Origin of the sequence: Roseateles saccharophilus (assembly GCF_004342485.1) — a bacterium.
Lineage (GTDB): Bacteria > Pseudomonadota > Gammaproteobacteria > Burkholderiales > Burkholderiaceae_C > Pelomonas > Pelomonas saccharophila.
Genome location: NZ_SMBU01000029.1, coordinates 1 through 17,106 on the forward strand (window position 1 = coordinate 1; position 17,106 = coordinate 17,106).

At 71.9% G+C, this 17,106-nt stretch carries 13 protein-coding genes; 5 read left to right on the plus strand and 8 right to left on the minus strand.

Annotation, left to right across the window (positions count from 1 at the left end):
- Window positions 1-392 precede the first annotated feature (392 nt).
- Window positions 393-3,713 carry a S41 family peptidase gene (locus EV671_RS19570; protein WP_132574867.1) on the minus strand — a complete coding sequence of 1,107 codons (3,321 nt, stop codon included), beginning with the start codon at window positions 3,711-3,713 and terminating at the stop codon, window positions 393-395.
- A gap of 141 nt (window positions 3,714-3,854) precedes the next feature.
- On the opposite strand from EV671_RS19570, the gene EV671_RS19575 reads away from it, so the two are divergent.
- From EV671_RS19575 to EV671_RS19590, 4 genes are read left to right on the plus strand one after another with little or no spacing between them, the layout of a single operon-like run.
- Window positions 3,855-5,396 (plus strand): DUF4331 domain-containing protein, encoded by a 1,542-nt coding sequence (locus EV671_RS19575; RefSeq protein ID WP_132574869.1) that lies wholly within the window; start codon window positions 3,855-3,857, stop codon window positions 5,394-5,396.
- An 11-nt stretch (window positions 5,397-5,407) separates the two neighbouring features.
- Entirely contained in the window at window positions 5,408-5,674 is a 267-nt protein-coding gene (locus tag EV671_RS19580; RefSeq protein ID WP_132574872.1) for a hypothetical protein, read from the plus strand.
- On the plus strand, window positions 5,674-6,828 hold the full coding sequence (locus EV671_RS19585) for a hypothetical protein (protein WP_132574874.1): 1,155 nt from the start codon (window positions 5,674-5,676) through the stop codon (window positions 6,826-6,828). Before EV671_RS19580 ends, EV671_RS19585 begins: the two co-directional genes overlap by 1 nt.
- Window positions 6,825-7,931, plus strand: coding sequence for a HupE/UreJ family protein (locus tag EV671_RS19590; protein ID WP_243655810.1), 1,107 nt, complete (start codon window positions 6,825-6,827; stop codon window positions 7,929-7,931). The genes EV671_RS19585 and EV671_RS19590 overlap by 4 nt, the downstream gene beginning before the upstream one ends.
- Here the strand turns inward: EV671_RS19590 and EV671_RS19595 are convergent, their stop codons facing one another.
- Window positions 7,932-8,831, minus strand: coding sequence for a 5'-nucleotidase (locus tag EV671_RS19595; protein WP_132574876.1), 900 nt, complete (start codon window positions 8,829-8,831; stop codon window positions 7,932-7,934).
- Between the two features lie 159 nt (window positions 8,832-8,990).
- On the opposite strand from EV671_RS19595, the gene EV671_RS19600 reads away from it, so the two are divergent.
- A complete protein-coding gene (locus EV671_RS19600) occupies window positions 8,991-9,443 on the plus strand; it encodes a DUF3455 domain-containing protein (RefSeq protein ID WP_243655811.1) in 453 nt (150 codons plus the stop codon).
- A gap of 119 nt (window positions 9,444-9,562) precedes the next feature.
- Here EV671_RS19600 and gspF read toward each other — a convergent pair whose 3' ends face one another.
- Genes gspF through gspL form a run of 6 tightly spaced genes read right to left on the minus strand, consistent with a single transcriptional unit; the run spans window position 9,563 to window position 17,086 of the window.
- Window positions 9,563-10,774 carry a type II secretion system inner membrane protein GspF gene (gene gspF, locus EV671_RS19605; RefSeq protein ID WP_132574880.1) on the minus strand — a complete coding sequence of 404 codons (1,212 nt, stop codon included), beginning with the start codon at window positions 10,772-10,774 and terminating at the stop codon, window positions 9,563-9,565.
- 4 nt (window positions 10,775-10,778) lie between these two features.
- On the minus strand, window positions 10,779-12,203 hold the full coding sequence (gene gspE / locus EV671_RS19610; protein ID WP_207911207.1) for a type II secretion system ATPase GspE: 1,425 nt from the start codon (window positions 12,201-12,203) through the stop codon (window positions 10,779-10,781).
- A 5-nt stretch (window positions 12,204-12,208) separates the two neighbouring features.
- Window positions 12,209-14,413 carry a type II secretion system secretin GspD gene (gene gspD, locus EV671_RS19615; RefSeq protein WP_243655812.1) on the minus strand — a complete coding sequence of 735 codons (2,205 nt, stop codon included), beginning with the start codon at window positions 14,411-14,413 and terminating at the stop codon, window positions 12,209-12,211.
- 2 nt (window positions 14,414-14,415) lie between these two features.
- Window positions 14,416-15,315, minus strand: coding sequence for a type II secretion system protein N (gene gspN / locus EV671_RS19620; RefSeq protein ID WP_243655813.1), 900 nt, complete (start codon window positions 15,313-15,315; stop codon window positions 14,416-14,418).
- Window positions 15,315-15,842 carry a type II secretion system protein GspM gene (gene gspM, locus EV671_RS19625; RefSeq protein WP_132574884.1) on the minus strand — a complete coding sequence of 176 codons (528 nt, stop codon included), beginning with the start codon at window positions 15,840-15,842 and terminating at the stop codon, window positions 15,315-15,317. The genes gspN and gspM overlap by 1 nt, the downstream gene beginning before the upstream one ends.
- On the minus strand, window positions 15,842-17,086 hold the full coding sequence (gspL, locus tag EV671_RS19630; RefSeq protein ID WP_132574886.1) for a type II secretion system protein GspL: 1,245 nt from the start codon (window positions 17,084-17,086) through the stop codon (window positions 15,842-15,844). The genes gspM and gspL overlap by 1 nt, the downstream gene beginning before the upstream one ends.
- Window positions 17,087-17,106: the final 20 nt, after the last annotated feature.

Below are 17,106 nucleotides of genomic sequence, written 5' to 3' on the forward strand. Positions count from 1 at the left end.
CTGCCCTCAAGCGCCGTGCCGCTGCCCTGGGCTACCAGATCAATCCGATGGAGGCAGTCGCATGAACGACCGTCCTCAGTTCTGTTTCTTGTGAGTCCATCAGGGACTGTAGCGACTGGGCGCGCATACGCCGCTGCAGAGTCCGATCGGCATCGTGCGCTTGGCCGACCGCACGCTGGCGCTGGCCGCGGAACTGCTGATGGGGCTGATGCGAGAAGCGGCGGAGCACCACATGGCGCCGCTGCCTTGATGGCTCGACCGGTCGCCGAGCCTGCGCGGCCTGCTGCCGGTGCAGCCACGCGGCCCCGGCCCGAGCGGGCTGGCCGAATCGCCCGGCGTCCGCGATCCGGGGCGCTTGAAAGCACAAGGGAGGCCGCGGCTTCCCTTGTCGTTCATGGCTTCACCGGCCTCGGGTAGGGGCCCGGCTTCACGGCCTTCACGGGTTCGGCCGCGATGCGCCGCTGCAGTTCGGCGATCGCCGCGTCCAGCTGCGCGTCCTGGCCCAGGAAGGTCGCGCGCGGCGGGTTGTCGACCTCGATGTCGGGCGTCACGCCCACGCCCTCGATGAGGAAGCGGCCGTCGGCGTCGATCTGGCCGTCCTCGGCGGCGCGCATGATGCCGTTGTCCAGCAGGCGGTTGCCGTCGGACAGCCACACTCCCGCGCCCGAGCTGCGCTTGCCGATGACGGGGCCGATCTTCAGGCGCTTGAAGCCCTCGGAGAAGGTCTCGCCGTCGGAGTAGGTGTCCTCGTTCATCAGCACGACCGTGTGGCCGCGGTAGACGTTCTGCATGTTGGCATAGATCGGCGCGCCGGCCGGCGAGCGTGGCTGCCAGAAGGCCCAGGCGCGGCGCAGCAGCTTCTCGAGGATCCAGCTGTCGATGTTGCCGCCGTTGTTGTAGCGCACGTCGATGATGAGGCCGTCGCGGTCGGTCGCGGCGTAGAACTCGCGCACGAAGTCGGCGATGTCGGCCGGCCCCATCGCGCGCAGGTGCACATAGCCGATGCGGCCCTGGCCGGCGGCCTCGACGGCGCGGGCGCGGCTGACGCGCCAGTCGTTGTAGCGCAGCTGGTTCTCGCGCAGCTGGGCCACCGGCGTGACGATGCGCTGCACCGTCTTGCCGCCGGGCTGCTTCACGTCGATGAGGACCTGGCGGCCGGCCTGGCCGCGCAACAGTTCGAGCAGATGGGGGGCCTCGGCGGTCGGCCGGCCGTTCAGCGCGGTGATGACGTCGCCCACCTTCAGGCCCAGGCCGGGCGCGGCCAGCGGCGCGGCCTCGGACGGCAGCTCGGGGTCGGCGGCATAGATGGCGTCGATGCGCCAGCCGTCGGCGCTGCGCGAGAAGCGCCCGCCCAGGCCGGCGAGGCCGGGCTCGTCGGGTGAGGGCCGCGTGTCGCCCGGGGCGACCTGGCTGTGCAGGGCGCCGAGCTCGCCGACCATCTCGGCCAGCAGCTCCGCGAGCTCGTAGCGGTCGGTCACGCGGTCCACCAGGGGCTCGTACTTGGCGCGCACGGCCGCCCAGTCCACGCCGTGCATGTGGACGTCGTAGAAGTGGTCGCGGTGCATGCGCCAGGCGTCGGCGAACATCTGCTTCCATTCGGCGCGCGGCTGCGTGGCGATCTGCCAGTCGCTCCAGCGCACCTGGGCCTTGCCCAGCTCGGCCGGCAGCTTGGGCGCCGCGTCGACGATGAGCACCTCGGGCGCGGTGCCGGCCTGGTTGCGCACCAGCATCAGCTTCCTGCCGTCGGCGCTCATGTCGTAGTCGCGCACGTCGCTGGCGAGGGTTTCGGCCGGGCTGCCCTGGTTGTCGATGGCGACGGACTTGAGCTGGCTCTTGTCGTCGAGGGCGCGATCCAGGAACCACAGCCGCTTGCCGTCGGTGTGCAGCGCGCGGTAGTCGCCGGGCGGCACGGGCAGTTCGTGCAGGCGCTCGGTCAGGCCATCGAAGACGATGGCGGGCCTGGCCTTCTTGTCGGGCGCCTTCTTGCCAGCGTCGCCGGCCTTGCTCTCGGCCATCTTCTCGGCCGGGGCCTCCAGCTCGTCGCGGGCCGCGAAGGGCGAGCGCAGGCCCGGCTGCAGGGCCAGCGCATAGAGCTTGCTGCGCGAGCCGAAGAAGGGGCCGGCGTTGCGGTCACCCCAGGGCGCGCCGCCGCCGGTGGTCACGAAATTGCGCCTGGACGCGAGGTAGAGCCATTGGCCGTCTGGGCTGAAGGCGGCGGCGTCGCTGTCGTAGCGGTCGCTGGTCAGCGTGTGGGTGCGGCCGTCGGCCACGCTGTAGAGCTGCAGCTGGCTGCGGTCGACTTGGCGCAGCGGGCGCGACCAGACCAGGGCCTGGCCATCGGGGCTCCAGGCCAGCAGCTGGGGCGGGTCGCCGACCGTGCCCTGGGCGATCTCGCGCGTGGCCGTGGCGGCCGGCGCTTTCAGTTCGCCTTTCAGGTCGGTCAGCCAGATGCGGCCCTCCTTGTCGGTGTGGGCGATCCAGCGGCCGTCGGGCGAGGGCAGCAGGTTGCGGCGCTGCGTCGTCGCGCCGCCGGTGATGCGTTCGGGCCGGCCCGTGCCATTGGCCGCGAAGCGCCAGATCTCGGTCTCGCCGCTGAAGTCGCAGATGCCGAACACGCTCTTGCTGTCGGCGCTGAACTCGGCCTTGCGGCAACGGCCGTCGGCCGGCTGGGGCAGCTCGGCGCGACGCAGCGCCTGCACGCCCTGGGTGGCGAGATGGCCGCGCGCCGCGAGCAGCGCGCGCTCGCCGTCGGGCGCGAAGGCCGTGTCGGTCAGGAAGTCCTGTGGCTTCTTGATCCAGCGCTCGCGCTGCTGGTCGAAGTCGCCACCGAGAGCGATGTCGAGCTTGCGCGGTTCGGCCGCTTGCGCGTTGTCGGCGAGGTCGACGAGGTAGAGGTCGGCGCCGAGCGCGTAGACGACGCGGCTGCCATCGATGGACGCGTGGCGGATGTCCCAGCCCTTGTGCGCGGTGTGCCGGCGCAGGTCGCCGCCCTGGGCGTTGACGCTCCAAAGGTTGACCGTGCCGTCGCGGTCCGACAGGAAGGCGATGCGCTCCCCGGTGCCCGCGCGGTAGGGCATGGGCCGGCGGTCGTTGTTGCTCTCGGCCAGCAGCGGCCGGGCCTCGGCATTGCCTGCCAGGTCCAGCGCCCACAGCCGCGCGATGGCGCCGCCGCGGTATTGGCGCGCGTTGTCGCCGCGCAGGCCGCTGCGCGTGAAGTACAGCGTCTTGCCGTCGGCGCTCAGCGCGCCGTCGCTGGCCTGGCCCACGGGCAGCTGGCGGCGCCGGCCCGTGTCGGCGTCGATGGCGAACAGCTGGCTGCCGGGCCGGCTGTCCAGGCCTGTATAGACAATCTCGCCGGCCACCGTGAAGCCCCAGGCCTTCATGCCGCCGCCCTCCCAGGTCAGCCGCTTGGGCACGCCGCCGGCGGCAGGCATCAGATAGAGCTCCGTGCCGCCGTCGTACTGGGCCGTGAAGGCCAGCCAGCGGCCGTCGGGCGACACGACGGGCTGGCTCTCCAGCCCCGGGTGGGTGGTCAGCCGCTGGGCCTCGCCGCCCTGGGCACCGACGCGCCAGAGGTCGCCCTCGGCGACGAGGTAGACCTGGTCGCCCCGCAGCGCGGGCTGGCGATAGAAGCCGCTGCTGCCGGCCCAGGCGCTGGCGGCGCAGAGTGCGGCAAGGGTGGTGGAAAGGGCGGCAAGACGGAAACGGTGCATTCGGCTCTCCTGCAGGAGGCGCGATTGTGTTGGCCGGGGCGGCAGGGGCGATTCGTCACAGCGGGTGAATCCGGAGCGGCAGTGGCCCGCGTAGAGCCTCCCAGATGCCAAGCCGGCATCACCTCACAAAGGATGCCCCTCATGAAAGCTCGTCTCACCCGCAGCGCCCTGGGCGCGGCGCTGCTCTGCCTGGCCTGCGCGGCCCAGGCCTCCAGCCATCGCGAAGCCCCCTTCATCACGACCGTGCCCAAGGTCGATGCGACCGACTTCTACATGTTCCGCAGCTACGAGCCCGGCCGCGACGGCATGGTCACGCTGATCGCGAACTACCAGCCGCTGCAGGACGCCTACGGCGGCCCCAACTATTTCGCGATGGACCCGAACGCGCTGTACGAGATCCACATCGACAACAACGGCGATGCCAAGGAAGACCTGAGCTTCCAGTTCCGCTTCAAGAATTCCCTGACCAACAACGGCAACGGCCAGACGCTGACGATAGGCGGCCAGCAGCAGTCCACGGCGCTGAAGCAGGGTTCGGGCACGGTCAGTAGCCCCAAGGACCCCAACCTGTCGACCATCGAGCAGTACAGCGTGACCCTGGTGCGCGGCGACCGCCGCTCCGGCAAGGCCGTGCCCATCACCAATGCGGCCAACGGCAGCGCCATCTTCGACAAGCCGGTGGACAACATCGGCCCCAAGACCATCCCGAACTACGCGGCCTATGCGGCCCAGCACCTCTACACGGTCAACATCCCGGACTGCCCGACGCCGGCCCGCCTCTTCGTCGGCCAGCGCCAGGACCCGTTCGCCGTGAACCTGGGCACCATCTTCGACAACGTGAACGTGCCGCTGTCGGCCATCACCTCGCGCGCCAACATCGGCGCCTTCCCCAACACCATCGGCGACAAGAATGTCACCACGCTGGCCCTCGAGGTTCACAAGGACTGTCTGAAGAGTTCGCCCAGCGGCGACGACGTCATCGGCGGCTGGACCACGGCCAGCCTGCGCCAGGGCCGCCTGCTCAATCCCAAGCCCGCTGCGGGCCTGCAGGCGAACGAGAAGGCGGGCGGCGCCTGGGTGCAGGTGTCGCGCCTGGGCATGCCGCTGGTGAACGAGCTGGTCATCGGCCTGAAGGACAAGGACGGCTTCAATGCCTCCAAGCCCAAGGACGACGCCCAGTTCGCCGCCTATGTGACCAACCCCACCTACCCGCAGGTGCTGGCCAATGTGCTGAACGGCGGCGCCGGCGCGCCGACCAACTTCCCGCGTACCGACCTCGTCACCACCTTCCTGACCGGCATCCCCGGCGTCAACCAGCCCAAGGGCGTGGTGGCCTCGGAGATGCTGCGCCTGAACACCGCGACGGCGCCGGTCGCCTTCGCCCAGCAGAACCGGCTGGGCATCGTCGGCAGCATCCGCGACGGCGGCACGGACTTCGCCGGCTTCCCGAACGGCCGCCGCCCCAAGGACGACGTGGTGGACGTGGCGCTGGTGGCGATGATGGGCGGCCTGTGCATGGCCAACGGCACGACCAATGCGTTCGGCTTCGGCGCCGCCTGCACGCCGGCCGCCGTGCCGCTGGGTGCCACCTCGCTGGAATTCCACGACGGTGTCGACCAAGCCACCGTGCCGCTGCTGCCCGGCTTCCCCTATCTGAACACGCCCATCCCGGGCGCCAAGTGAAGGAGTCCGCCATGCGAACACTTGTCTCGGCCACGGCGGCGCTGGCCGCCGGCCTGGTGCTTGCCGCCTGTGGCGGTGGCAATTCGAGCGACGGCGGCATGACACCGCCGCCGGCGCCGCAGGACGCCACGGCGGTGCCCGGCAGCGCCATCGCGTCGGCCGCCGCGATGGTGAGCTACCTGGGGGCACTGCAGCTCCAGGACGTCGCAGAGCCGCTGACGCTGCCCAGCGTCGACGCGGCCGTCAGCGAGACCGACGAGCCTCTTCCGTTGTCGTGATGAAGCGCCTGCTCGCGTCGCTGCTGGCAGGCCTTGCGCTGACGGTCTGGGCCGAGCCCTTCGTGCCAAAGGACGACGCCGAGATCGTGCAGCGCCTGCCCTACCGCATAGCCGCGGCCGAGCGCGCGCGCCACGCGGCCCTGGCGCGCGACCCGGCCCAGCTGCCGCTCGCTGCCGCTGCGGCGCGGGCGGCCTTGCAGCGCGCCCGCGTGCACGGCGACCCGCGCGAGCTCGGCGTGGCCCAGGCCGCGCTGGCGCCCTGGTGGGCCCGAGCCGACGCGCCGCCCGAGGCCGTGCTGCTGCGCGCCCGCGTGCTGCAGGCCCGCCACGAGTTCGATGCGGCGCTGGTCGACCTGCACGGCCTGCTCGCGCGCGCCGACCTTGCCGATGCGCTGCGCGCCCAGGCCCTGCTCGATGCCGCCGCCCTGCACCAGCTGCGCGCCGAGCTGCCCGAGGCCCGCGCGCTGTGCGGGCTGCTGCAGCCGCTGGCCGCGCTGCCGGCCACGGCCTGCCTGGCCGAGCTGGCCAGCCTGTCCGGCCAGGCCGTTGCCGCCGCGCAGACGCTGGCCCATCTGAACCCCGGGCGCGGCCTGCCTCCGGAACCGTGGCTGGCGCTGATGCGCGCCGAGCTGGCCGAGCGCCTGGGCGACGAGGCCGCGGCGCCGGCCCTGTACCGGCTGGCCCTGGCCGGCGAGGACGAGGTCTATACCCGTGCCGCTTGGGCCGACTGGCTGCTCACCCGCGGCCGCGCCGCCGAGGCGCTCGCGCTGCTCGAACGCGGCCCCGATGCCGAGGCCGACGCGCTGCTGCTACGCCGCGCCATCGCGCTGCGCCAGCTCGGCCGCGCGACGCCGCTGGAGGCGCGCCTGCGCGAGCGCCTGGCCGCCGCCGAGCGCCGCGAGCCCGGCCGCCACGCGCGCGAGCAGGCCCGCTTCGCCCTCGACGTGCAGGCCGAGCCGCGCGAGGCCCTGCGCCTGGCCCGCGCCAACTGGGCCATGCAGCGCGAACCGGCCGATGCGCTGCTGCTGCTGCGCGCGGCACTCGCAGCCGGCCGCGACGGCGACGCCACTCGCACGCAGCTCGCGCGCCAGCTGCGCGACAAGGGCTGGCAGGATGCACGCCTCGCCGTCCTCGACCGGAGCTTTGCGCCGTGATCCGTCTGCTGTTGCTGTCGCTGCTGCTGTTCTGCACCGCGGCCAAGGCCCACCAGTCCAGCGAGGCCTATCTGAGCTATCGCGTGGCCGGCGCCGAGGTGGAGCAGCGCCTGGACATCGCACTGCGCGACCTCGACCGCGACCTCGCGCTGGACGCCGACGGCGACGGTGCACTGAGCTGGGCCGAGGTGCGCGCGCGTTGGCCCGACATCGAGCGCTTGGCGGCCGAGGGCCTGCGGTTCACGGCCGACGGCGCCACCTGCACGCTGCGGGGTCGCGCGTCGCCCCAGCTCGACGAACACAGCGATGGCAGCTATGCCGTGCTCATCAGCCGGTGGCAATGCCCGGCGGCGGTGCGGGAGCTGCAGATCGACTACCGCCTCTTCGCCGCCACCGACGCCGGCCACCGCGGCCTGGCGCGTATCGTGGGCGCGGCCGGTGAGCCCCTGGTGCTGGTGCCGGGCACCGGCGTGCAGAGGCTGAGCGCGGCAAGCCGTGGCTTTGCTGGCTTTGTCGTCGAGGGCATGGCCCATATCGCCGGCGGGCTGGACCATGTGCTCTTTCTCGTCACGCTGCTGCTCGTCGCCGTCTGGCGCCGCGAGGGCGGTGGCTGGGCGCCGCGGGCGGGCGCGCGCAGTGCCTTCGCCGAGACACTCAGGTTGGTCACCGCGTTCACGGTCGCCCACTCGATCACGCTCGGCCTCGCGGCCAGCGGCCTCATAGCCCCGCCGTCGCGCTGGGTGGAGTCGCTGATCGCGCTGACCGTGCTGCTGGCCGCGCTGGACAACCTGCGCCCCTTCGTGCCGGGGCCGCGCTGGAGCATGGTGGCCGTGTTCGGCCTGGTGCACGGCGTGGGCTTTGCGGGGCCGTTGAAGGACCTGGGCCTGCGCGGCCAGGAGCTGGTGCTGCCGCTGCTGGGCTTCAACCTCGGCGTGGAGCTGGGCCAACTGGCCGTCGTCGCGCTGCTGCTGCCGGTGGCGCTGGCGCTGCGGGGGCGCGCTGCCTACCGGCGCTGGATCGTGCAGGGTGGTTCCAGTGCCATCGCGGCCCTGGCCACCCTTTGGCTGGCCGAGCGCAGCCTGGCGCTGAACCTGCTGCCCTGATCAGCCCGCGGCAATGCCGGCCGCGACCTGCCCGGCCGGCACATGGGCCGCTGCGCTCTCGACGTGGCCGGCCTGGTCGTCGAAGAAGAAGTCGGGCTCGAACTCGCGCAGGAACTCGCCCTTGGCCAGACCGCCGAGGAACATGGCCTCGTCGACCTCGATGCGCCAGTCCATCAGCGTGCGGATGGCGCGCTCGTGGGCGGGCGCGCTGCGCGCCGTGACCAGCGCGGTGCGGATGCGCATGCCCGGCTCGTGCTGCAGGCGCTGCAGGGCCTCCAGCACCGGCTTGAAGGGGCCGGCCGGCAGCGGCTGGCGGGCGCGCTCGCTCTCGTGCTCGCGGAAGGCCGCGAGGCCGTCGCGCTGGTAGACCTGCTCGGCCTCGTCGGAGAACAGCACGGCGTCGCCGTCGAAGGCGATGCGCAACTCGCCCGGATGCTCGGCCGAGGCCTGGCGCGACAGCGGCATCACGCGCGCCGCGGCCACGCCGGCGGCAAGCGCCGAGCGCACGTCGGCCTCGTTGGTGGACAGGAAGAGCTGGGCCGACAGTGGCCGCAGATAACGCCACGGTGCCGCGCCGCGCGTGAACACGCCGCGCTCGATGCCCAGGCCGTAGTGGGCCGCCGAGCGGAACACCCGCATGCCCGAGATCGGGTCGTTGCGCGACAGCACGACCACCTCGACCCGCTGACCCGAGCCGGGGCCGCCGTTGTTGAAGGCCAGCAGCTTCTTTACCAGCGAGAAGGCCACGCCGGGCAGGGCCGGCTCGTCCAGGCGCTGCTGCTGCAGGGCCATGTAAGCATGGTCGTCCTCGGCCTCGAAGACCTCGTTCTCGGCCTCGAAATCGAACAGCGCGCGCGAGGAGATGGCGACGACGAGCTGACCGGAAAGCGAGGCTGGCATGGCGGCCGATGATAGGGCTCGACGGCCGTGCGCCGGCTTCCTAGACTCGCCGCCTCGACAGCTCGAAAGGCTTCTTCGATGCGCTTTGCCTCCGCCCTGATCCCCGTCGTCGCTCTGGCGGCTTGTGCGTCCACCAGTCCGTCAGTTGTGGCGCCCGTCGTGCCCGCCCTGACCGCCAGCCTGCAGCCGCCGGCCGGCCAGGTGCTCGTCACGCAGGCACTGGCCAGCGGCGTGCAGATCTACGACTGCGCAGCGAAGGCCGATGGCAGCGGGCCGGCCTGGATCTTCCGCGCGCCGGAGGCAACCCTGGTCAGCCGCACAGGCAAGCCGCTTGGCACGCATTACGCCGGCCCGACGTGGGAGGCGCTGGACGGCAGCAAGGTCGTCGGCCAGGTGAAGGCCAGTACACCCAGCCCTGCGCCGGCCACGGCCATCCCCTGGCTGCTGCTGAGTGCCAAGAGCAACAGCGGTGCCGGCGTGTTCGCCGACGTGCGCAGCATCCTGCGCATCAGCACGGAGGACGGCGTGGTGCCTGATTCGCCCTGCACCGCCGACATCCTCGGCGCATCGCTACAGGTCTTCTACAAAGCAACCTACCTCTTCTATCGCTGACACCCGCCCCCAAGGCGCGCGCAGCGCCGCCGCCCCTCCAGCGGCCGCCGTGGATCCGGCTCTGCCGGTCCACCAGCGGCGCCCCCTTGAGGGGGCCGGCGAAGCCGGTAGGGGGTGGTCTATTTCACCCAGGTGTTCAATTGGATGATCGGCAGCAACACCGCCAGCACGATCATCAGCACGATGGCGCCCATCGCGACGATGAGCAGCGGCTCCAGCAAGGTGGCCGCGGCCATCGAGCGGCGCTGCACCTCGGTGCCGAGCTGGCGCGCGGCGCGGCCCAGCATCTCGGGCAGCTGGCCGGTCTGCTCGCCCAGGCGGGCGAACATTGCCAGGATGCCGGGGAAGCGCTTCTTGCCGGCCAGGGCCGAACCCAGCGGCGCGCCTTCGCGCACCTGCACCAGGGCGTCCAGCGCGTCGGCCTGCATCGCGCGGTTGGACAGGGTCTCGGCCGCGGCCTGCAGAGCCTTCAGGATGGGCACGCCGGCGCCGGCCAGCATGGCCAGCGTGCCGGCGAAGCGCGCCGCGTTGTAGCCGCGGGCCAGCCGCCCGAGCAGGGGCAGGCCGAGGACGCCAGCGTCGAAGCGCAGCCGGAAGGCCGGCGCCTTCAGTGCCTGGCGCAGCCCGAGGGCGGCGATGACGAGGCCGATGAGCATGGCCCAGCCCCAGCTGCGCACGAAGTCACTGATGGCCAGCATCGCGACGGTCAGCGCCGGCAGTGCGCGCTTGGAGCTGGTGAACACGGTCGCGATCTGCGGCACGACATAGGTGACCAGGAAGATCACGATGAACACCGAGATCAGGGACACGATGGCCGGGTAGGCCATCGCGCCGACGAGCTTGGCCTTCAGGTCCTGGCGCTCCTCCAGGTCGTCGGCGAGCTTCTCCAGCACCTGGCCCAGCGCGCCGCTCTGCTCGCCGGCCGCGACGACACCGCGGTAGACCTCGTCGAACTCGCGCGGCGCCGAGGCCAGCGCGCGTGCGAAGGCCGAGCCGGCATTGACCTCGGCCTTGAGCTGGCTGATGAGCTCGCGCTGCTTGACGTCCTCGCTCTCGTCGGCCAGCGCCGTCAGCGCGCGCTCGATGGGCAGGCCCGAGCCGACGAGGCCGGCGAGCTGGCGCGTCCAGACCGCCAGGGCCGTCGGGCCGAAGACGCGGCGCGTGAAGCGGCTGCCTTCCTGGGCACCGTGCTGCTGCACGGTCTCGATGGCCAGCGGCGTGAGGCCCAGGGCGCGCACGGCGGCCCGCGCGGCGCGCGGATTGTCGGCCTCGATCAGGCCGCTGGTCTGGCGGCCGGAGTTGCTGAGGGCTTCGTACTTGTAGGCCGGCATCCGGTCACTCTCTTGTGACGCGCAACACTTCTTCCAGCGAGGTGACGCCGGTGGCGATCAGGCGCTCGCCGTCCTCGCGCATCGAGCGCAGGCCGTTGGCTTGCGCCGCGGCTTCCAGCTCGCTCTCGGCAGAGCGGTTGTGGATGAGGCCGCGCACCGCGTCGTTGGCCACCATCAGCTCGTAGACGCCGGTGCGGCCACGGTAGCCGCTGTGGCCGCAGGCGTCGCAGCCCACCGCATGCCAGTGGCCGTCGGCGCCCAGCGTGCGGCAGTTCGGGCAGAGCTTGCGCACCAGGCGCTGGGCCAGCACGCCGAGCAGCGAGCTGCTGAGCAGGAAGGGCTCGACACCCATGTCGGTCAGGCGGGTGACGGCGCTGGGCGCGTCGTTGGTGTGCAGCGTGGCCAGCACGAGGTGGCCGGTGAGGGACGCCTGGATGGCGATCTGCGCGGTCTCGTAGTCGCGGATCTCGCCGATCATGATGACGTCCGGGTCCTGGCGCAGGATGGCGCGCAGGGCCTTGGCGAACGTCAGGTCGATCTTGGCGTTGACTTGCGTCTGGCCGATGCCGGGCAGCTCGTATTCGATCGGGTCCTCGACGGTCAGCACATTGGTCGTGCTGGTGTCTACCGTCTGCAGCGAGGCGTACAGCGATGTGGTCTTGCCCGAGCCGGTCGGGCCGGTGACGAGGACGATGCCATGCGGCTGCTGCACCAGCTTCTTGAAGGCAGACAGCACGCTGCCGTCCATGCCCAGGCCTTCGAGCGTGAACTTGGATTCGCTCTTGTCCAGCAGGCGCAGCACGGCGCGTTCGCCGTGGGCGCTGGGCAGGGTGGACACGCGCACGTCGATGGCGCGGCCGCCGATGCGCAGCGAGATGCGGCCGTCCTGCGGCAGGCGCTTCTCGGCGATGTCGAGCTCGGCCATGATCTTCAGCCGCGAGATCAGCGCCGCATGCAACGCGCGGTTGGGCTGCACAACCTCGCGCAGCGTGCCGTCGACGCGAAAGCGCACCGAGCTGCTGCGCTCGTAGGGCTCGATGTGGATGTCGCTCGCGCCGTCCTTGGCCGCCTGGGTCAGCAGCGCGTTCAGCATGCGGATGATGGGCGCGTCGTTGGCGGCTTCCAGCAGGTCTTCCACGGCGGGCAGGTCCTGCATCATGCGCGACAGGTCCACCGCGCTCTCGACCTCGCCGACGACGACGGCGGCGCTCGATTCGCTGCCGGCATAGGCCGCGTGGATGCGTTCGGCCAGCGAGGCGGCGGCCTCGGCCTCGAGCCGGTCGACCGCGTACAGGCGCTGCACCTCGGACAGCGTGGCCAAGCCGACCTCGGGCGCGGCCCACAGCGTCAGCGCGCTGCCGTCGTCCTCGAGCAGCACGCAGTTCGCCTTCGCGAAGGCGTAGGGCAGGGGGTGGCGGATGGCGGCCATCGGGCTTACTGCTGCTGCGGTTGCTGCGGGGCGACCTTGCCGGCCGGCAGCTTGGGGTCGGGCAGCACCGGCGAGCCGGTGTCGGGCAGCAGCAGGCTCTTGCCGGGCTGCAGGTCCTGCTGCACGGCACGGATGCTCTCGTAGCGGTCCATCGACAGCTGGCTGGCGCTGTCGGCCGTGCGCAGCACGACGGGGCGCAGGAAGACCATCAGATTGGTCTTCACGCGCTTGCGGCTCTTGCTGCTGAACAGGTTGCCGATCAGCGGGATCTGGGACAGGCCCGGCACGCCGTCGTCGCCGTCGCTGTATTCGTCCTTCAGCAGGCCGCCCAGCACGATGACGTCGCCGTTGTCGACGACCACGCTGGTCTCGATGGCGCTCTTGTCCAGCGTCGGGCCGTTGGTGCTGCTGCTGGTGCCGGACACGACACTGGAGTTCTCCTGGTAGACCTGCATGCGGATGGTGCCGCCCTCGCCGATCTGGCTCTTGATCTTCAGCGTCAGGCCCACGTCCTTGCGGTCCACGGTCGTGAACGGGTTGACGGTGCTGGTGCTGGCCGTGCTGCTGGCATAGGAGCCGGTCACGAAGGGCACGTTCTGGCCGATGACGATGCGGGCCTCCTCGTTGTCCAGCGCGATCAGGTTGGGCGTGGACAGCACGTTGGCGCCGCTCTGGCTCTCCAGGAAATTGGCCATCGCGCCGAGCGTGTAGTGGCTGCCGAATTTCTTCAGCACGCCCAGGTTCAGGCCCGCGGGGGCCGAGCTGGAGCTCAGCGCCGAGGTCACGCCGGAGGTGCCGCCGGCCACCGCCGCCGTGGCGGTGATGATGTTGGACAGGCCGGTGCCGAAATTGGTGCCGGCGCCGGTGATGCTGTTGCTGCCGCTGGTGCCGAACAGGTTCTGCCATTGCACGCCGAACTGGCCGGCCTTGGTGTTGTCGATCTTCACGATCAGTGATTCGACATAGACCTGGGCGCGGCGCGCGTCGAGCTGCTCGATGACGGCACGCACCTGGCGGTACAGCGGCTCGGCCGCCGTGATGATGAGCGAATTGGTCGACGGGTCGGCCTGCACGAAGCCGCCGGTGCTGGGGCCGGAGGACTGGCTCAGCGGCGAGGTGGCGGCCGTGGAGTTCATGCCGCCCTGGGTGCTGGCGTTGCCGCTGGCGCCGGTCAGGCTCTGGTTGGCATTGCCCAGCGCGTTGCTGGTGCTGGTGCCGCTGAAGCTGGTGCCCGAAGTGCTGCCCGAGCTACCGCTGCTGCCGCCCGAGGCCGCCGCGCCGAAGGCCGCGCGCAGCACGGTGGCGAGCTTGGTGGCGTCGGCGTTCTTCAGGTAGACGACGCGGATGTTGTTGCCGCCGTCGGTGCCGGGCTGGTCGAGCTTGTCGACCATGGAGCGCACGGCCGCCAGGCGGGTGGGGTTGCTGGCGCGCAGGATCAGGCCGTTGGAGCGCGGGTCCACCAGCACGTTGACCGCGCTGCTGCCCTGGCCGGGCACGGCCGCGCCGGCCGTGCTGCCGCCGTCGGCCAGGCGCTGCACCAGCGGCGCGAGGTCGGCCGCGACGGCATGCTTCAGCGGCACGATCTCGATGTCGCTGGTGCCCGGCGTGTCCATCGCCGCGATGATCTTGGCGATGCGCTGCAGGTTGTCGGCGTAGTCGGTGATGACCAGGCTGTTGTTGCCCGGGTTGGCGTTGATCGTGTTGTTGGGGCTGATCAGCGGGCGCAGCACGGCGACGAGGTTGTTCGCGTTCTCGTGCTGGATGCGGAAGATCTGCGTCAGGATCTGGTCGCCGCGCACGGTGCTGGACTCGACGGCGACGGAGCCGGCCTGCAGCTTGGCGTCGGGCTCGGGCAGCACCTTGAGCAGGCCCGCCGTCTCGACGACGGTGAAGCCCAGGCCGCGCAGTGCGGCGAGATAGTTGCGGTAGGCCTCGGCCACCGACACCGGCTGTTCGCTGTAGACCGTGATCGTGCCCTTCACGCGCGGGTCGATGATGATCTGGCGGTCCAGCATGACGCCGATGGCGCGCGTCACTGCTTCGATGTCGGCGTTGACGAAGTTCAGCGTGACGGGTGAGCTAGCCTTGACGGCTGGACCCTTGGCGCGGCCGCGTTGGATGGTGGCGCTGTCGGGCTGGGCCTGCGTGGCGCTCGTGGCCAGCAGCAGCGCGGAGATCGCGGCGACGACGGCGGTGCGTGGGAGATTCATGATCATCCGATCGTCAAGACGGAGCGCGCCCCCTGGCGGCGTCCGATGATGTTCAGCAGGTTGTTCAGCGCTTCTTCGCGGCCCGGCGCGGCGCCGGCCTCGCCGACGAAGCGGCTGTTGCCGCCGCTGTTCAGCGTGCCTGCACCCGAGAGCTGCAGCGCGCCTTCCAGCGTCTGCAGGCGCACATTGCTGACGCCGGCATTGCCCGGGTCGGCACTGACGCTGAGGCGGTAGCTGCCCAGCGGCGCGACGGTGGACACGCGCGAGGACAGGTTGAGCAGGTCGAGCTGCAGGTCGCCGAACTGGCGCCAGCGGCCCTGCACCGATTCCAGTTTCAGCTCGCGTGCCGACAGGCGCAGCGAGCCACCGAGCTGCAGCGTGTTCCAGGGCGTGCCCAGGCCCGCGAGCAGGCCGGCCGGCAGCCGCGCGAGCCAGTCGGCGCGCGTGTCGACGCTCAGCTCCAGCCGGCCGAAGCCGGGCTTGATGCCGATCAGCAGCTCGCCGTTGATGCAGCAGTCCTGCTGGGCGGCGAGCTGCAGGCCGAGCCCCTTGAGGCTCATCTTCCAACGCAGCCGGCCGGGCAGGGCGGAGGCGTCGCGGCTGCCGGCGCCGCCGGTCAGCACCAGCATGCCCGAGCCGTTCCAGACGCTGCCGCGCGTGTCGACGATGAGCAGGTGCTCGCCGGTGGCCGAGGCCAGCGCGCGTGCCAGCCAGCTGGCCGGCGCGAACGCGACGAGGGCCAGCGCCAGGCCGACCACGGCGCCGGCGATGCTCCAGCGGCGCGACGTGCCGTGGCGCACGCTGCGGGTGCCGGCGGCCTGGTAGGCGCCCAGCACCGAGTCGCCCATCAGCGTGGACTGCGGCGTGGCGGCGGGGGCGGCGGAGCGGTGGAACCAGGGCATCAGGCGCCTCCCAGGGTCAGCACGAGGCTGCCCGAATAGCCCTTGGGGCCGCGCGTCAGCTGGGCCTCGACGGGCCGGGCGCGGGCGGCCGAGCGCACCTCGCCGAGCCAGGCCTGCAGGGCCTCGGGCGCGATGCCCGTCAGCGTGACGACGGCGCGCTCGCCAGCCAAGTTCATGTGCGCGGCCGGGCCGAGGTGCTCGACGGAGGCGGTCAGCGCGGCCTGGGCCTGGGCCGGCGGTACGGCGGGCGCACTGCGCAGCGCATGCACCTCCTGGGCCTGGGCCTGCATCTGCTGCAACTGCAGGTCGAGCTTCTCGAGCTCGGCCGGAGCGGTCTTCAGCGTGCGCAGCGCCGGCGCGAGCAACAGGCTCCAGGCCAGCACGACGCCGAGCAGCGCTGCAACCGCCTGCAGCGCAAGGCGCTCGCGGTCTCCGAGCGCCTTCCAGTACGTCAGCACCTGGGCCCGGGCCTGCCGGATCTGGGCGGCCAGGCCGGCGGCGCCCTTGGGGTTGCGAAGGGCGGCCATCAGCTGCGTCCTCGGGCGCTGGCGCGGCTGATGGTCAGCTTGCCTTCGCCAGCGTCCAGCTGCCAGCCTTCGCTCTGCAACTGGGTTCGGAAGTTGTCGATCTGCGGCTGGCTCCAGCCCTGGGCCGACACAGTCAGGCGGCCGGGCTCGAAGGCCAGCGCCTCGGTGGGCGGGCGGTCGCCCGGCCAGGCCGTGGCGGCGGCGGCGAGCAGGGCTTCGAGATCCTGCTCGCCGAAGCTACCGGCGCCGGCGCGCAGCAGGTCGAGGTTCTTCTGCATCTGCACCGGCGGGTCCAGCGGGTCGTGGATCTGCGGGAAGGCGTCGGTCAGCGTGGCCGAGATGGCCGCGCGCCTGTTCTTGACGGCGCTGTTCTGCCGCCAGGCCCAGAGGTTCAGGCCCAGCAACTGCACGAGCACCAGCGCGGCGATGCCGTAGCGCACCGGCCGCCAGGGCTTGCGCATCAGCGCGCGCGAGACGAGGCGCAGTGCGCGTGCGCCGCGGGCGCGCGGGGCCAGGTCGAACTGGCGCAGGTTCCAGGCGCTGTCCACGACGGCCAGTGCGCGCTGGGCCGGCGTCTGCACGCCGACCGTGGTGCCCAGCCAGCGCTCGGCCACCGTCGCGACGCCAGGCGTCGCCGTCCACTGCGCCGCGTGCACGAGGCCGGGCGGGAAGAACTGGCGCGCCAGGCCGCCGTCCAGCGGCAGTGTTGCGACGCCGTCGGCATGGCTCCAGCGCAGCGCGACGCCGTCGGGGCCCGATTCGAAGAAGTGGCCGCGGGCGGGTTCGTCCGGCCAGGCTAGCGGCGCGACGCGGTCGACGAAGACCTGGGCGGCGTCGAGCTGGGCGAGCTGTTCGGCCAGCCAGGGCCGCGACGTGACGGCGACCCAGGCGGTGTCGCCGCCGACGGCGTCGGGCTCGAGCGCGAAGTGCAAGGCCTCGGGCTCGTCGAGCAGGGCCTCCTCCAGCTTGCCGGCCAGGGCCGCACGCATCTGGCGGCCGGCGCGCGGCAGCTCGACGCGGCGCCAGCTGATGTCGGACTCGGGCATGACGGCGACGACGGTGTCGGCCGCCGGTAGCCGGGCCAGGTCGGCGCGGCCCTCGCGCAGCAGCTGGCGGCCGTCGGACGTCAGCGCGTAGTCGTACTCGCGCGCCGCGTTCGCGCGCTGCGCATCGGCTGCGGGCGTGGCTTGGCCCGGCGCGCGCAAGCGCGGCCGGGGAGGCAGGAACAGCAGCAGCGTACTCATAGGGTCGGGTGGGCGCGGCG

Coding starts and splice junctions, on each gene's coding strand:
- gspE (WP_207911207.1), bottom strand. CDS start 12,203: ATGGCCGCCATCCGCCACCCCCTGCCCTACGCCTTCGCGAAGGCGAAC.
- EV671_RS19595 (WP_132574876.1), bottom strand. CDS start 8,831: ATGCCAGCCTCGCTTTCCGGTCAGCTCGTCGTCGCCATCTCCTCGCGC.
- EV671_RS19580 (WP_132574872.1), top strand. CDS start 5,408: ATGCGAACACTTGTCTCGGCCACGGCGGCGCTGGCCGCCGGCCTGGTG.
- gspN (WP_243655813.1), bottom strand. CDS start 15,315: ATGCCCTGGTTCCACCGCTCCGCCGCCCCCGCCGCCACGCCGCAGTCC.
- gspM (WP_132574884.1), bottom strand. CDS start 15,842: ATGGCCGCCCTTCGCAACCCCAAGGGCGCCGCCGGCCTGGCCGCCCAG.
- gspD (WP_243655812.1), bottom strand. CDS start 14,413: ATGAATCTCCCACGCACCGCCGTCGTCGCCGCGATCTCCGCGCTGCTG.
- EV671_RS19570 (WP_132574867.1), bottom strand. CDS start 3,713: ATGCACCGTTTCCGTCTTGCCGCCCTTTCCACCACCCTTGCCGCACTC.
- EV671_RS19575 (WP_132574869.1), top strand. CDS start 3,855: ATGAAAGCTCGTCTCACCCGCAGCGCCCTGGGCGCGGCGCTGCTCTGC.
- EV671_RS19585 (WP_132574874.1), top strand. CDS start 5,674: ATGAAGCGCCTGCTCGCGTCGCTGCTGGCAGGCCTTGCGCTGACGGTC.
- gspL (WP_132574886.1), bottom strand. CDS start 17,086: ATGAGTACGCTGCTGCTGTTCCTGCCTCCCCGGCCGCGCTTGCGCGCG.
- gspF (WP_132574880.1), bottom strand. CDS start 10,774: ATGCCGGCCTACAAGTACGAAGCCCTCAGCAACTCCGGCCGCCAGACC.